The sequence below is a fragment of the Cellulomonas sp. URHB0016 genome (assembly GCF_054057935.1).
In genome coordinates, this window is record NZ_JBSRZU010000001.1 from 1,218,930 (window position 1) to 1,233,458 (window position 14,529).

13 protein-coding genes and 1 riboswitch are annotated in these 14,529 nt (G+C 74.5%); of the genes, 6 read left to right on the top strand and 7 right to left on the bottom strand.

Going from position 1 to position 14,529, the window contains the following annotated elements; all coding sequences use genetic code 11:
* The first annotated feature begins 331 nt into the window (after positions 1 to 331).
* Positions 332 to 1,366, top strand: a complete 1,035-nt coding sequence (locus ACVW07_RS05695) for an MIP family channel protein (protein WP_456818301.1) — start codon at positions 332 to 334, stop codon at positions 1,364 to 1,366.
* Positions 1,367 to 1,542: 176 nt separating this feature from the next.
* Here the strand turns inward: ACVW07_RS05695 and ACVW07_RS05700 are convergent, their stop codons facing one another.
* Positions 1,543 to 1,932: a DUF3017 domain-containing protein gene (locus tag ACVW07_RS05700; protein ID WP_456818302.1), complete on the bottom strand. Its 390-nt coding sequence runs from the start codon at positions 1,930 to 1,932 to the stop codon at positions 1,543 to 1,545.
* A 37-nt stretch (positions 1,933 to 1,969) separates the two neighbouring features.
* On the opposite strand from ACVW07_RS05700, the gene ACVW07_RS05705 reads away from it, so the two are divergent.
* Entirely contained in the window at positions 1,970 to 3,247 is a 1,278-nt protein-coding gene (locus ACVW07_RS05705; RefSeq protein ID WP_456818303.1) for an NAD(P)/FAD-dependent oxidoreductase, read from the top strand.
* 98 nt (positions 3,248 to 3,345) lie between these two features.
* Here the strand turns inward: ACVW07_RS05705 and purH are convergent, their stop codons facing one another.
* Positions 3,346 to 4,971, bottom strand: a complete 1,626-nt coding sequence (gene purH / locus ACVW07_RS05710; RefSeq protein ID WP_456818304.1) for a bifunctional phosphoribosylaminoimidazolecarboxamide formyltransferase/IMP cyclohydrolase — start codon at positions 4,969 to 4,971, stop codon at positions 3,346 to 3,348.
* A gap of 34 nt (positions 4,972 to 5,005) precedes the next feature.
* A riboswitch (ZMP/ZTP riboswitch) is annotated at positions 5,006 to 5,094 on the bottom strand.
* A gap of 45 nt (positions 5,095 to 5,139) precedes the next feature.
* Entirely contained in the window at positions 5,140 to 5,802 is a 663-nt protein-coding gene (gene purN / locus ACVW07_RS05715) for a phosphoribosylglycinamide formyltransferase (RefSeq protein ID WP_456818305.1), read from the bottom strand.
* 93 nt (positions 5,803 to 5,895) lie between these two features.
* Here purN and ACVW07_RS05720 point away from each other — a divergent pair, with 93 nt between their 5' ends.
* Entirely contained in the window at positions 5,896 to 6,498 is a 603-nt protein-coding gene (locus tag ACVW07_RS05720; protein WP_456818306.1) for a hypothetical protein, read from the top strand.
* Here ACVW07_RS05720 and ACVW07_RS05725 read toward each other — a convergent pair.
* The 3 genes from ACVW07_RS05725 to sucC all read right to left on the bottom strand — a co-directional run bounded on the left by ACVW07_RS05725 (position 6,447) and on the right by sucC (position 10,077).
* Positions 6,447 to 7,823, bottom strand: coding sequence for a cell division protein PerM (locus ACVW07_RS05725; protein ID WP_456818307.1), 1,377 nt, complete (start codon positions 7,821 to 7,823; stop codon positions 6,447 to 6,449). The two genes, ACVW07_RS05720 and ACVW07_RS05725, sit on opposite strands and share 52 nt — an antisense overlap.
* 145 nt (positions 7,824 to 7,968) lie before the next feature.
* Complete coding sequence (sucD, locus tag ACVW07_RS05730) at positions 7,969 to 8,844, bottom strand: succinate--CoA ligase subunit alpha (RefSeq protein WP_456818308.1); 876 nt, start codon at positions 8,842 to 8,844, stop codon at positions 7,969 to 7,971.
* A gap of 39 nt (positions 8,845 to 8,883) precedes the next feature.
* Complete coding sequence (sucC, locus tag ACVW07_RS05735) at positions 8,884 to 10,077, bottom strand: ADP-forming succinate--CoA ligase subunit beta (RefSeq protein ID WP_456818309.1); 1,194 nt, start codon at positions 10,075 to 10,077, stop codon at positions 8,884 to 8,886.
* 178 nt (positions 10,078 to 10,255) lie between these two features.
* Between sucC and ACVW07_RS05740 the strand changes: the two genes are divergently transcribed.
* The 3 genes from ACVW07_RS05740 to ACVW07_RS05750 all read left to right on the top strand — a co-directional run bounded on the left by ACVW07_RS05740 (position 10,256) and on the right by ACVW07_RS05750 (position 11,776).
* A complete protein-coding gene (locus ACVW07_RS05740; protein WP_456818310.1) occupies positions 10,256 to 10,954 on the top strand; it encodes a uridine kinase in 699 nt (232 codons plus the stop codon).
* A gap of 64 nt (positions 10,955 to 11,018) precedes the next feature.
* On the top strand, positions 11,019 to 11,228 hold the full coding sequence (locus ACVW07_RS05745; RefSeq protein WP_456818311.1) for an RNA polymerase subunit sigma-70: 210 nt from the start codon (positions 11,019 to 11,021) through the stop codon (positions 11,226 to 11,228).
* Positions 11,228 to 11,776 carry a Clp protease N-terminal domain-containing protein gene (locus ACVW07_RS05750; protein WP_456818312.1) on the top strand — a complete coding sequence of 183 codons (549 nt, stop codon included), beginning with the start codon at positions 11,228 to 11,230 and terminating at the stop codon, positions 11,774 to 11,776. The genes ACVW07_RS05745 and ACVW07_RS05750 overlap by 1 nt, the downstream gene beginning before the upstream one ends.
* An 81-nt stretch (positions 11,777 to 11,857) precedes the next feature.
* Here ACVW07_RS05750 and pcrA read toward each other — a convergent pair whose 3' ends face one another.
* The gene (pcrA, locus tag ACVW07_RS05755) at positions 11,858 to 14,518 is read right to left on the bottom strand and encodes a DNA helicase PcrA (protein ID WP_456818313.1); all 2,661 of its coding nucleotides are present in this window, start codon (positions 14,516 to 14,518) and stop codon (positions 11,858 to 11,860) included.
* Positions 14,519 to 14,529 lie beyond the last annotated feature (11 nt).

Genomic DNA, 14,529 nt, shown 5'->3' on the forward strand with positions numbered 1-14,529 from the left:
GATCTCCTGTGCTGGGACTGGTGAGAAGGGCCGGCCACGAGAGCGGGTACCGAGCGCTGGCCGGCGCGGGTCCGGGGACAAGATTACTCGACATCGAGAGATCTCACCGGGACCCCCGGGGACAGCGGGCGCCCAGTGCCCGCACAGCGTCCGCACAGCGCCCGCACAGCGCCCGCACAGCGCCCGCAAGGGAAAGCGTCCGAGGCACGGCCGCCCGTGACCTGGGCCGACGTGTCCTGGCATGCTGGGTCACATCAGCACGGCGATCCCGACGGGACTCCTGCGCTCGTCCGCAGACGCCAGCACCGCACGCACTCACGACAGGACCGACATGTCCAACGAGAACTCTGACCAGCCCGCCGGCACGCCGGCCCCCGAGGACGTCAGCGCCGCTGCCGCCGCCGACTCCTCGGCACCCGCGGCGCCCGCGCCGGTCGAGCCCGCGGCCCCGACGCCCATCGAGCCCGTCGCACCTGCGGCGCCCGCACCCGTCGCCTCGGCGGCGCCCGAGCTCGAGGACGACGTCGACGCCTACGTCGTTCCCGCAGGCACCCTGATCAGCGCCGGTCCGGGCCTCGTCGCCAAGGTCGGCGCGGAGGCCTTCGGCACCTTCTTCCTCGTGCTCGCCGGCGTCGGCACCGCCCTGTACGCCCAGGCCACGGGGGCCGGCGCGCTCGCCGTCGCCCTCGCGTTCGGCATCGCCGTGCTCGCGGGCATCGCAGCGGTCGGCCACATCTCGGGCGGCCACTTCAACCCGGCCGTCACGTTCGGCGCCGCGATCGCAGGTCGCACCAGCTGGAAGGACGTCCTGCCGTACTGGCTCGCGCAGCTCGTCGGCGGCGCGGCTGCCAGCGCCGTGCTCTACGTCGTGATCACCACCCTCCCCGCGCTCGAGGCCAACGAGAAGGGCTTCTTCTCCTCGGTGTCGAACGGCTACGGAGCGCACTCGCCGATCTCGGCACAGACCCAGGGCGAAGGCTTCTCCTGGATCGGGGCCGCCCTGATCGAGCTCGTGGTCGTCGCGGTGTTCGTCGGCGTCATCCTGGCCGTCACGGACCGTCGCTCGGCCAAGGGCAACGCACCGTTCGCGATCGGCCTGACCTTGTCGGCGCTGATCCTCGTCGCCATGCCGGTCACGAACGCGTCGCTCAACCCCGCGCGCTCCATGGCGACGGCCCTGTTCTCCGACAGCTGGGCCTGGCACCAGATCTGGCTGTTCTGGGTCGCCCCGTTGCTCGGTGCCGCGATCGCCGCGCTCGTGTACCGCGCCTTCGCGGCCGAGCCCGTCGAGGACAACCTCCTGGAGGAGGACGACCTGTACGTCACGACGGACGACGTCCTCGTGGTCGACGGCCGTCAGGCCTGACCGAGCTCTGCTCGACGGGCGCCCCGGCATCCGGCGGCGTCCACCGGCCGCTGCAGCCCCCGGACTCCGGGCTGCAGCGGCCGTGTCGTTCCAGGCCGGGACGGGCGCGGGGCGGTCGTCGACGTCCGGTCACGGGTGGTCGGTGCGTCCGCCACCCGGACCCCGGCGGATCGTGGCTACCAGCCGTCCGGCAGCACCTGCGCGAGGAACGCGATGCCCGCGGCGAACGTCAGCAGCACGAGCACGTCGAACGGTCGGGACCGCACGGAGAGCGCGACCGGGCCCGGTGACGGCCGGACCGCACGGACTGCCGCGCACGCGACGGTCACCGCGGACAGGGTGAACGCACCGGCCCGGGTGCCGACCAGCATCGCGACCACGACGGCGAGGACGATGCCCGCGCTCGTCCACCAGAGCGAGGCGTTCCGCGACGCCTGCAGGGACGCCCGCGCGATGCTGCGCGGGTCGAGGGCCTGCTCCTCCACGGGCACGGGCACGGGGCCCGAGCCGGCTGCCGGCTCGGCCGGCCGGCTCACGGGCACGACGTGGACACGCTCCTGGACCATGGATCACCCCTCTCCCGGGGAGACTACCGTTGCGCGGGTGACGGCCCGGACCCCTGCCCCGCCTGTCCCCTCCGGCGCGCCGCACCCACGTGCTCCGCGTCACGTCCTCGTGGTCGGGGCGGGGCTCGCCGCCACCCAGACGGTCGCCGCGCTGCGCGACGCCGGGTTCGGCGGGCAGCTCACGGTGCTCGGCGCGGAGAGGCTGCCGCCGTACGACCGGCCGCCCCTCTCGAAGCACCTGCTCGACCGGCCCGGACCCACCTGGCTCGCCGACGAGGTCGGCGCGGACCTGCGCGGCCTCGCCGACGACGTGCGGCTCGGCACGCCCGCGACCGGGCTCGTGGTCAGCGGCGAGGGCGTCACGGTCGCGACCGGCGAGGGCGACGTCACGGCCGACACCGTGGTGCTCGCGACCGGCGCCGCCGCGGTGCGACCGGCCGGCTGGTCCGCCGCGCTCACGCTGCACACGGCCGACGACGCGCAGGCGCTGCGGGACAGGCTCCGTCCGGGCACGCGGCTCGTCGTGATCGGTGCGGGGTGGATCGGTGCCGAGGTCGCCGGCGTGGCCGCCGCCGCTGGCGTGGACGTCACGGTCGTCGAGGCCGCCGCCGGGCCGCTCGGCTCCGCCCTCGGCGTCGGCGTGGGTCGGCTCACCGCACCCTGGTACGCGGCGGCCGGGGTGCGACTGCTGTGCGACGTGCGGGTCGTCGACGTCAGGCCGGACGGCGTGACGCTCGCCGACGGGCGGGTGCTGCCCGCGGACGTCGTCCTCGCGGCCGTCGGTGCGCGGCCCGCGACCGGCTGGCTGGCCGGTGCGGTCCCCCGCGAGCCGGACGGCTCCCTGCGCGTGGACGAGGGCTTCGCCGTCGTCGGGGCACCGACGCACGTGCGGGCGGTCGGAGACGTCGCGCTGCGGCGGTCCGCGCGGCACGGCTGGGTGCCCGGTGGCCACTGGGACGGCGCGCTGCGCGGCCCCACGGTGCTGGTCGAGGACCTGCTGCACGGGCCGGTCGTATCGCCCGCCGACGTCGCGCCCTACGTCTTCTCGACGCAGCTCGGGCACGAGCTCGCGCTGTTCGGGCAGGCCGGGCCGGACGACGAGGTGGTGCTGCGGGGTGACCCGCGCACGACCGACGGCTGGACCGCGGTGTGGTTCCGGCGCGGCACCGACGAGACCGCCGCGATCCTCACCGTCGACCGGCCCCGCGACGTGGGCGCGGCTCGACGGCTGTTCGGGGCTCGGGGCCTGCCGCGGCTCGACCGCCGGCTCGTGCGGGACCCTGGTCACCCGCTGAGGGAGGCCGCGCTCGCCTGACGGCCCGGGACACCGAGCGGCCCGCCCGCTCCCCGGCAGCCGCACGACACGGACCGCCCGCCCGCTCCCGGCTGCCCCGGGAGCGGGCGGGTGTCCGGTCAGTGCGCGAAGTGGCGCGTGCCCGTCAGGTAGAGCGTGACCCCGGCGGCCTGCGCCGCCGCGACGACCTCCGCGTCCCGGACGGACCCGCCCGGCTGCACGACCGCCCGGACCCCGGCGTCGAGCAGCACCTGCAGGCCGTCCGCGAACGGGAAGAACGCGTCCGACGCAGCGACCGCGCCGCGCGCCCGGTCGGCGCCGCCGGCGTTGGCCCGCTCGACCGCGAGCCGGCACGAGTCCACCCGGTTGACCTGGCCCATGCCCACCCCGACGGACGCGCCGCCGGCCGCGAGCAGGATCGCGTTGGACTTCACCGCACGCACCGCCCGCCAGGCGAGGACCAGGTCGGCGAGCGTCGCCTCGTCGGCCGGCTCGCCCGCGGCCAGGGTCCAGCCCGCGGCCTCGTCGCCGGGCGCGTCGATCCGGTCGACGTCCTGGACCAGGAGCCCTCCGCTGACGGCGCGCTGCTCGCGCCGGGCGACGGCGTCCAGACCCGTGACGCGGAGCAGCCGGACGTTCTTCTTGCGGCTCAGCACCTCCACGGCGGCGGGCTCGAAGTCGGGGGCGACGACGACCTCGGTGAACACCGGCGCGATCTGCTCCGCGGCCGCGAGGGTGAGGGTGCGGTTGGTCGCGACGACCCCACCGAACGCGGACACCGGGTCGCAGGCGTGCGCCTTGGCGTGCGCGTCCGCGACGTCCGTGCCGACCGCGATCCCGCACGGGTTCGCGTGCTTGATGATGGCGACCGCAGGGGCGTCGTGGTCGTGCGCGGCCCGCCAGGCGGCGTCCGCGTCGACGTAGTTGTTGTAGCTCATCGCCTTGCCGTGCAGCTGCTCCGCACCGGCCAGCCCGCGGCCCGCGGCGCCGTCCGGCGTCAGGTACAGAGCCGCGCCCTGGTGGGGGTTCTCGCCGTAGCGCAGCACGTCCGAGCGCGTCCACGTCGCACCGGCGAACGCCGCGAAGCCCGACTCGTCCTCGGGTGCGTAGTGCTCGGCGAACCAGGAGGCGACGGCGACGTCGTACGCCGCCGTGTGCGCGAACGCCTGCGCGGCCAGCCCGCGACGCTGCGCGAGCGTGAAGCCGCCGTCACCGACCGCGGCCGCCACGTCCGGGTACCGCGCCGGGTCGACGACGACGGCCACGCTCGGGTGGTTCTTGGCAGCGGCGCGGACCATCGACGGGCCACCGATGTCGATCTGCTCGACGCACTCGTCGGGCCCGGCACCGCTCGCCACCGTCGCGGTGAACGGGTACAGGTTCACCACCACCAGCTCGAACGGCGCGATCCCCAGCTCGTCGAGCTGCGCCAGGTGGTCGGGGCGGCGGGTGTCGGCCAGTACCCCGGCGTGGACGCGCGGGTGCAGCGTCTTGACGCGGCCGTCGAGGCACTCGGGGAAGCCGGTGAGCTCCTCGACGGGGGTCACGGGGATCCCGGCCGCGGCGATCGTGGCGGCCGTGGAACCGGTGGACACGAGCTCGACGCCGGCGGCGTGCAGGGTGCTCGCCAGCTCGACGAGGCCGGTCTTGTCGTACACGCTGACGAGCGCGCGGCGCACGGGGCGGCGCGCGGAGCCGCTGGTGGGCTCGTCGGGGGCGCTGGGCACGGGGACAGAGGCGGACATCGCTCACTCCTGGGTCGACGCGGTCGCGGTGGGACCCAGGCACCCAGGCGGGCGGTGCTCTGCAGGGGGACTCCGGCCGCTCCCCGGTGGTTCGTCCCACCTGCGCCAGTCACGACCGTGACCGAGTGTAGCCGGGCGGCGCCAGCCGCCGATCTGCGCCGGGCGGGGCTACCCGCCGATCTGCGCCGAGCGTCCCTCGACGACGAGCCCGTCCCGGACGATCCGCCCCACGACGTCGACGAGCAGTGCCCGCTCGACGACCTTGATCCTCTCGTGCAGGCGGGTCTCGTCGTCGTCGTCGAGCACCGGGACCGCCTCCTGCGCCAGGATCGGGCCTGCGTCGATCCCTTCGTCGACGACGATGACGCTGCACCCGCTGACCTTCACGCCGTACGCGAGCGCGTCGCGCACGCCGTGGGCGCCCGGGAACGACGGCAGGAGGGCGGGGTGCGTGTTGACGATCCGACCGCCGAACCGTCGCAGGAACGAGGCGCCGACGAGCTTCATGAACCCCGCGAGCACCACGAGGTCGGGCGAGAACACCGCGACCGTCTCGGTGAGCGCACGGTCCCATGCCGCCCGGTCGTCGAAGTCCTTGAGCGCGACCACCGCGGTCGGGACGCCGGCCTCGCGCGCGAGGTCGAGGGCCGGGATCCCGGGCCGGTCCGAGACCACGCCCACGACCCGGCCACCGAACGCCGGCTCGTCGTGCGCCGCGAGGAGCGCCGCGAGGTTGGAGCCCGTCCCGGACACCAGGACGACGAGGCGGCCCGAGGTCCGGGTGGGCGTCTCGGGCGGACGGGCGGACGTCTCGGGAGGCTGGGCGTTCACCCCGGCGACCCTACCGGGACGGGCCCGGCCGCCGGACGCCTGCCTGACGGCTGGGCGGCCCCCGGTCTCGGCACCGTGGGCGACAATGCCGGGGTGAGCAACCCGTACGCCCCGCCGGAGGACCGTCCGCGCATGCCGGACGGCCCCGTGAGCGCGCCGCCGGACGGGCCCCTGGACGGGCCGGTCGGTGCGTCCGACGAGCCGCCCGCAGTGCTGCCGGACGGGTCTCGACCCGGCGTGGGCCACGACCCGAGGCTCCACGGGGCGCCGGGTGGTCCGACGGGCGACGCGCCGCCCCCGGACGCCGACGCCGCCGTGCGCAGCATCGCACTCGCCCGGACCACCGGGCTGCTGGTGCTCGCCACCGTGGTCGTCATGTCCTTGCCCGTGCCGTGGCAGGTCGCCGCGCTCGGCTTCGCGCCGGCGGCCGTCGTGACGTCGGTACGCGGGCTCGGTGTGGCCGTCCGCGGGCGGGTGCGAGGCGGCGTGCCGGCGGTGCTCGTCATGCTGCTGCTGGTCTCGGGCCTGCTGTCGCTCGTGTCGGCGAGCATGCTCGTGCTCTGGGGTCCGCAGCGGGACCACCAGCAGTGCCTCGCCGGAGCCCTCACCGTCACCGCGAAGGCGCAGTGCGAGGCGCAGTACCGTCAGGACATCGAGGACTGGCGCGTGTCGCTCGAGGAGCGGTCCCGCCCCTGATCCGCGGGCCCGGTCTGCTCGCCCGACAGGTTCTCGGGCACCGGAGGACGACCCGACGCCGACCGCAGGCCGGCCGCCAGCCTCCGCCGCAGGGCGCGGTCCGAGGGCAGAGCGACCACGAGCGCGCCGGCGAGCACGCCGGCGGCGGCCGCGAGGCCGACGAGCCAGCCCTGTGCGCCGACCTGCGCCATCCGGTCCGGTCCCGCTCCCCCGCTGGCGAGCGTCACCAGGAGCGCCGCCCCGGCCGCCACGACCCCTGCGAGCACCCCGACCGACGCAGCGGACGACCACCACCGCCCGTCCACCGTCCGGCGGTGCACGTACCAGCCGGCAAGCACGCCCACGAGGACGAGGACCGCCGGTGCCCCTACCGTCGCCGGCCCGACCACGTCCGGAGCGGGCAGCGCACCGAGCATCGGGAGGGCCGGCAGCGGGGCGGCCACCACACCGTCGGGCGCGAAGCTGGTGCCGGAGCCCACCGAGAAGCCCGGACCGGCCACCCAGGCCAGCGCCCACACCACCAGGTTCGGCACGAGAGCGAGCTCGGCGACCGCGAGGACCACGCCGCCGACCGCGTCGAGCCCGAGGCCGCGCACCACGTCGCCGATCGTCGCGCGGCCGGCGACCACCCACAGCGTCGTCACGAGCGCCGCGGTCAGCACCAGGAGCGCGAGCGCCAGCAGGCCCGCCGCCGCACCGACCCGCACGGGAGCCGCCACACGCGTCCACACCGGACGCGACAGCTGCCGCCACGACGGCGCCTCGGGCCGACGCAGCAGGCCGGCTCCGAGGCCGGTCCCGGCGATCGCCGTCGCGCCGGTCAGGGCCCGGAGCAACGACGCCGGTGGACCACCGACGAGGAGGGCGACCGCGAGCACGACCGCGAGGTACGCGAGCACGCCGCCGGCGAACCCGCTCCGCGTGGCGACTCCCGAGCGGCGGGCCGAGGCGTAGCAGGTGAAGACGGCCAGCAGGCTGATGCCGAGCGGTACCAGCGTCACCGTGACGCCGCCGACGTGGACGGGCATCCCGTGGCCGAGGAGCCAGACCGACGCCCCCACACCCACCGACCGCCACCAGCCCACGCCCTCGTTGGACGGGTCGGCCGACGTCGCGACGTACGCCGCGACCGACGGCAGGACCAGAGCGAGCAGCGACAGGACGGCGGCCTGCACAGCGGCGAGCGCACCGGTCGCCCATCCGGGCGCGCCGTCGATCGCGCTCACGAAGAACTGCGGACGGCTCGGGACGTCGTCGGACAGCACCCGCCGCCGGGCGCGCTGCACGACGGGGCTGCTCCCCGTCCTCGGTCCGTGGCCGCTCACCGGGTCATCCTCGCCGTGGTGGGCGTCCGGGGTCCGGACCGCCGTCGGCGCGTCGCACGACACGACGGCCCGGACGGCCGACGACCCGGCGGGGCACCTGGCCGCGTCGGGTCGTCGGGTCGCCCGTGGTGCGGGCCGGGTCGTGTCAGGACAGGAGCGCGCGGGCGAGCCCGGCGGTCTCGGACGGCGTCCTGCCGACCTTGACGCCGGCGGCCTCGAGGGCCTCCTTCTTCGCCTGGGCGGTGCCCGACGAGCCGGAGACGATGGCGCCGGCGTGGCCCATCGTCTTGCCCTCGGGTGCCGTGAAGCCGGCGACGTAGCCGACCACCGGCTTGGTCACGTGCTCGGCGATGAACGCGGCGGCCCGCTCCTCGGCGTCGCCGCCGATCTCGCCGATCATCACGATGACCTCGGTGTCGGGGTCCGCCTCGAACGCGGCCAGCGCGTCGATGTGGGTGGTGCCGATGATCGGGTCGCCGCCGATGCCGATGGCCGTCGAGAACCCGAAGTCCCGCAGCTCGTACATCATCTGGTAGGTCAGCGTGCCGGACTTCGACACGAGGCCGACGCGGCCGGGGCCCGTGATGTCCGCCGGGATGATGCCGACGTTCGACTTCCCGGGGCTGATCAGGCCCGGGCAGTTGGGGCCGACGAGCCGCACGCCCTTGTCCTGCGCGTGCGCGAAGAACTCGGCCGTGTCGTCGACCGGGACGCCCTCGGTGATGATGACGACGAGCGGGACGCCCGCGTCGATGGCCTCGATGACCGCGCCCTTGGTGTGGGCCGGCGGCACGAAGATCACCGAGACGTCGGCACCGGTCTTCTCGACGGCGTCCGAGACGGAGCCGAACACCGGCACGTCGACGTCACCGAACGTCACCGTCGTGCCGGCCTTGCGCGGGTTGACGCCGCCGACCACGTTCGTGCCGGAGGCCAGCATGCGGGTCGTGTGCTTGGTGCCCTCGGAGCCCGTCATGCCCTGGACGATGACCTTGGATGCCTCGGTCAGGAAGATCGCCATGGTGGTGTCTGCTTCTCTCTGCGTCGTCGGGGGATTCGATCAGGCAGCGGCGTGGGCGAGCTCGGCAGCCTTGTCGGCGCCGCCGTCCATGGTCTCCGCGAGCACGACGAGCGGGTGGCCCGCCTCGGCCAGGATGCGCCGGCCCTCGATCACGTTGTTGCCGTCCAGCCGGACGACGAGCGGCTTGTTCTCCTCGTCACCGAGGATCTCCAGCGCGGACACGATGCCGTTCGCGACCGCGTCGCACGCCGTGATGCCGCCGAAGACGTTCACGAACACGGACTTCACCTGCGGGTCCGTGAGGATGATGTGCAGGCCGGCCGCCATGATCTCGGCGCTGGCACCGCCGCCGATGTCGAGGAAGTTGGCGGGCTTCACGCCGCCGTGCGACTCCCCGGCGTACGCGACGACGTCGAGCGTGCTCATCACGAGCCCGGCGCCGTTGCCGATGATGCCGACCTCGCCGTCCAGCTTGACGTAGTTGAGGTCCGCCTCCTTGGCGCGCGCCTCGAGCGGGTCCGCCGCGGACGCGTCCTCGAGCTCGGCGTGGTCCGGGTGGCGGAAGTCGGCGTTCGTGTCCAGCGTGACCTTGCCGTCGAGCGCGACGATCTCGCCGTCCTCCGTCAGGACGAGCGGGTTGACCTCCACCAGGGTCGCGTCCTCGTGGTCGTACACCGTCCACAGCTTCTGCAGCACGTCCGCGACCTTGGCGGCGATCTCCGGCGAGGTCTTGTCGGGGAAGCCAGCGGCGGCGACGATCTCGTCGGCCTTGGCCTGGTCGATGCCGGTGCGCGGGTCGACCGCGACCCGGGCCAGCGCCTCCGGGCGCTCCACGGCCAGCTGCTCGATGTCCATGCCGCCCTCGACGGACGCCATGGCGAGGTAGCGGCGCTCGGCCCGGTCGAGCAGGAGCGAGAAGTAGAACTCCTGGGCGATCCTGGCGCCGGCCGCGATCATGACGCGGTGCACGGTGTGGCCCTTGATGTCCATGCCGAGGATCTCGCCGGCCCTCTCGGCCGCCTCGTCGGCGGAGCGGGCCAACTTGACGCCACCGGCCTTGCCGCGGCCACCGGTCTTGACCTGGGCCTTGACGACGACCACGCCACCCTCGTCGCCGAGGAGCCGCTCCGCGCCCGCGCGGGCCTCCTCGGGGGTGGTGGCGACGACGCCGCCGAGCACGGGCACGCCGTGCTTCTCGAACATGTCACGTGCCTGGTACTCGAACAGGTCCACCTGGTCCGGTTTCCTCTCGTCGCCCGGCGATCCGCGTCCTCGGTCCGGCCGCTTCGCCCCGATCGATCGTAGCCGTCGGGCGCAAGTATCTTCACATCGAGAGATGTGGCGTTCGCGACCCTTCGGGGCCCCCTGACCACTAGCGTCCAGGCATCCGTCCGACGAGGAGCGATGCCCCGTGAACGTGCCGACGCCCGTCTCGGTCCCGCTGCTCGCACGCACGCCCGAGCGGTCGGCCGTGCTGGCGGCGGTCGCCGACCGGATCCCTGATCCGCGCGCCCTCGGGCGCCCGGTGCTGGTCGCGGTCGACGGCGTGGACGGTGCGGGCAAGAGCGTGTTCGCCGCCGAGCTGGTGGCCGCGCTGCGGACCGGGGGTCGCACGGTCGTGGCCGCCTCTGTGGACGGGTTCCACCGGCCACGGGACGAGCGGTACCTGCGAGGGGCGGCGTCCCCCGAGGGGTTCTGGGCCGACTCCTACGACTACGACACCCTGCGCACCGAGCTCCTCGACCCGTTCGCCCCCGGGGGGACGCGGCGGTTCCGCCGCGCCGTCCGGGACGTGTCGACCGACACGTCGCTGGACCTCGCCTTCGAGATGGCACCGGACCACGCCGTGCTCGTGGTGGACGGCATCTTCCTGCAGCGCGCCGAGCTCGAGGGCTGGTGGGACCTCGCCGTGTTCCTGCAGGTGGAGTTCCACGAGACGTTCCGTCGCATGGCGGTCCGGGACCACTGCCCGGCGGACCCGGACGACCCGGCGAACCGGCGGTACCGCGACGGGCAGCAGCTGTACCTCGCGGCGCGCGACCCGGCCCGCCGGGCCGACCTCCTCGTGGACAACACCGACGTGCACCGGCCCCTCCTGCTGCGCGGCTGAGCGTTCCGACCCTCCTGTCAACTTGGGTTGACAGGAGTCGGACCGTCAACCTATGTTGACAGCCATGTCCGAGAGCCTCCTGACCGCCGCCGCCGGCGACGACCCCCGCGAGGGCCTCCTCGCCGTCCACTCGCTGCGCGCGCTCGCCGACCGCCTGGAATCGCTGCACGTGGAGCGCGCCCGCCGCCTCGGCTGGTCGTGGGAGCAGATCGCCGCCGTGCTCGGCGTCAGCCGCCAGGCGGTCCACAAGAAGTTCGGGAAGAGGTTCAGCTGATGTTCGAGAGGTTCACGCAGGACGCCCGGCAGGCCGTCACGCTCGCCCAGGGCGTGGCGGACCGGCTCGGTGCCGACCACATCGGCCCGGAGCACGTGCTCGTCGGCGCCGCGACCGTGCCCGGCCCCGCGGCCGGCGCGCTCGCGCGGCTCGGTGTCGGGCGGGACACCCTCGAGGACGCCGTCCGGGGACTGCCGGCGAGCGCGCTCGACGCCGAGGCTCTCGCCCGGGTCGGCATCGACCTCGACTCGGTCCGCGCCCAGGTCGAGGCCACCTTCGGACCGGGCGCGCTCGACGAGGACCCGGCCCGCCGGGGACGCGCCCGGACGTCGAGGCTGCCCTTCGACGTCCGGGCGAAGAAGCTGCTCGAGCTCGCCCTGCGGGAAGCCCTGACCTACCGGTCCCACCGCATCGACACCGGGCACCTGCTCCTCGGGGCGGTGCGCGACCAGGACTCCCCGGCGCACCGGGCGCTGCTGGCGGTCGGCGTCACGCCCGACGACGTGCGGGCGGCCGTCGTCGCGGCGTGGGCGGGCGTGGAGAGCTGAGAGCGGCGTGGCCGTCCGTCCGAGCCTCATCCGGCTGCTCACCGACGGTCCGCCGTCCGGCGCGGGGCCGGCACCGGCGGGCTACAGCTTGACGACCGGTGAGTACCGCAGGAGCAGGCGCTTGGTGCCCTCCGAGCCGAAGTCCACCTTCACCACGGCGTTCGGACCAGCACCTTCGAGCGCGACCACCGTGCCCAGGCCGTACGAGTCGTGGGTGACCCGGTCACCGACGGACAGGTTCGGGATCGCCGAGGCCGGCCGCGGCATGGCCGAGCCGAACGTCGCGCCCGTCGACGGGAGCGCCGGGCGGGCCTCCCGCTCCGACCGGCCGCCGGTGGGACGTCCGTTGCCGCCCGACCCGTACCCGCGGGAGCCGCCCGCACCCGAGCCGGCGCTGCCGGAGCCGTACGAGCTCGACCGCCCCCCGGCGCCGAAGCCCGAGCCCCAGCCGCCGCGCAGCTGCGAGGTCGACGACTCACGCCGACGCCAGTCGATGAGCTCGTCGGGCAGGTCGTCGAGGAACCTGCTGGGCGGGAACTCGTTGGGCACCCCCCACGCCGTGCGGACCGCGGCGCGCGAGATGTACAGCCGCTCACGGGCGCGGGTGAGCCCCACGTAGGCGAGCCGTCGCTCCTCCGCGAGCTGGTCCACGTCCGACAGCGACCGCATGTGCGGGAACGTCCCGTCCTCCATCCCGGTGAGGAACACGACCGGGAACTCCAGCCCCTTCGCGGTGTGCAGCGTCATGAGCGTGACCACGCCCTGGTCCGCGGGACGTTCGGTGCCCTTCTCGTCGTCCCCGCCGTCGGGCGTCGGGATCTGGTCGGAGTCGGCGACGAGCGAGACGCGCTCGAGGAAGTCGGTCAGGTCACCGTCGGGCTCGCTCTGCTCGAACTCGGAGGCCACGGCATGCAGCTCGGCGAGGTTCTCGACCCGCGACGCGTCCTGGGGGTCGTCGCTCGCGCGCAGCTCGGCCAGGTAGCCGGACCGGTCGAGCACCGCACCCAGCACCTCCGCCGGTCCCGCCGTCGAGGCGAGCACCCGCAGGTCGGTCATCATGTCGGCGAACGCCTGCAGACCGGTCACCGCGCGGGTGCCCAGCCCGGGCACCTCGTCGAGCCTGTCGAGCGCGGCACCGAACGAGATGCGCTCCCGCTCGGCGAAGCTCGACACCATCGCCTCCGACCGGTCCCCCAGCCCACGCTTCGGCACGTTGAGGATGCGACGGACGTTCACGTCGTCGTCCGGGTTGGCGATCGCCCGCAGGTACGCGACCGCGTCCTTGATCTCGCGCCGCTCGTAGAACCGGGTGCCGCCGACCACCTTGTACGGCAGGCCGACCCGGATCAGCACCTCCTCGAGCGCCCGCGACTGCGCGTTCGCGCGGTAGAAGATCGCGACGTCGCCGGGTCGCACCCCGTCGGAGTCCCCCAGCCGGTCGATCTCCTGCGCGACGAAGCGCGCCTCCTCGTGCTCGGTGTCCGCCACGTACGCGACGATCTGCGCGCCCTGGCCCGAGTCGGTCCAGAGCCGCTTCGGCTTGCGCCCCGGGTTGCGGCTGATCACCGCGTTGGCGGCGGACAGGATGGTCTGCGTCGAGCGGTAGTTCTGTTCGAGCAGGATGGTGCGGGCGTCGGGGTAGTCGGCCTCGAACTCCATGATGTTGCGGATGGACGCGCCGCGGAACGCGTAGATCGACTGGTCGGCGTCGCCGACGACCGTGAGCTCGCCGCGCGGCAGGTCATCCTCGCCGGGCTCCTCGTCGACGGCCACCGTGCCCCGCACCCCGACGAGCTCCCGGACCAGCACGTACTGCGCGTGGTTGGTGTCCTGGTACTCGTCGACGAGCACGTGCCGGAACCGGCGCCGGTAGTGCTCCGCGACCGCCGGGAACGCCTGCAGCAGGTGGACCGTGGTCATGATGAGGTCGTCGAAGTCGAGCGCGTGCGCCTGCCGCAGCCGGGCCTGGTACCGCGTGTAGACCTGCGCGAGCGCCGTGTCGAAGTCGTTGGTGGCGCCGCCACCGGACGTCGCCGCGAACTGCTCGGGGTCCACGAGCTCGTCCTTGAGTGCGGAGATCTTGTTCGCGAGCGCCTTCGCGGGGTAGCGCTTGGGGTCGAGGTCGAGCTCCCGGGCGACGAGCGTGAGCAGCCGCTGGGAGTCGGCCGCGTCGTAGATGGAGAAGCTCGAGCGCAGGCCGAGCGTGGCGGCCTCACGGCGCAGGATCCGCACGCACGCCGAGTGGAACGTGGACACCCACATGTGGCGTGCCGACGGCCCGACCAGCCCCTCGACCCGCTCGCGCATCTCCGCCGCGGCCTTGTTGGTGAACGTGATGGCCAGGATCTCGCCCGGCCGGGCCCGGCGCGTGGCCAGGAGATGGGCGATGCGGTGCGCGAGGACGCGCGTCTTTCCCGAGCCTGCGCCCGCGACGATGAGCAGCGGGCCGCCGTGGTGCACGACGGCGTCGCGCTGCTGCGGGTTGAGCCCCACGAGCAGGGCGTCGGCGGCCGCCTGCCGACGGGCGAGGCGCTCCTCGTCGTCCGGGTGCTGTGCGCCGCTCTGCTCGTCCTGCGGACGTGGCGCGACGACGGTGGGCAGGCCGGAGGGCTCCCCCGTGTGCCGGCCCGGGCGGGCGCCCGCGGGAGCGGGCGTGCCGGCTCCACCGGCGAGGGCCCCGGGCGCACCGACGAGAGGCAGGCCGGGCAGAGGCAGCGAGAGGTTCTCGAAGAGCGACGTCATGGCACCACCAG

Bases quoted from the DNA above. Each gene is read 5' to 3' on its own strand.
- ACVW07_RS05695 (WP_456818301.1), top strand. From the start codon at position 332: ATGTCCAACGAGAACTCTGACCAGCCCGCCGGCACGCCGGCCCCCGAG.
- ACVW07_RS05700 (WP_456818302.1), bottom strand. From the start codon at position 1,932: ATGGTCCAGGAGCGTGTCCACGTCGTGCCCGTGAGCCGGCCGGCCGAG.
- purH (WP_456818304.1), bottom strand. From the start codon at position 4,971: ATGTCCGCCTCTGTCCCCGTGCCCAGCGCCCCCGACGAGCCCACCAGC.
- sucD (WP_456818308.1), bottom strand. From the start codon at position 8,844: ATGGCGATCTTCCTGACCGAGGCATCCAAGGTCATCGTCCAGGGCATG.
- ACVW07_RS05745 (WP_456818311.1), top strand. From the start codon at position 11,019: ATGTCCGAGAGCCTCCTGACCGCCGCCGCCGGCGACGACCCCCGCGAG.
- ACVW07_RS05750 (WP_456818312.1), top strand. From the start codon at position 11,228: ATGTTCGAGAGGTTCACGCAGGACGCCCGGCAGGCCGTCACGCTCGCC.
- pcrA (WP_456818313.1), bottom strand. From the start codon at position 14,518: ATGACGTCGCTCTTCGAGAACCTCTCGCTGCCTCTGCCCGGCCTGCCT.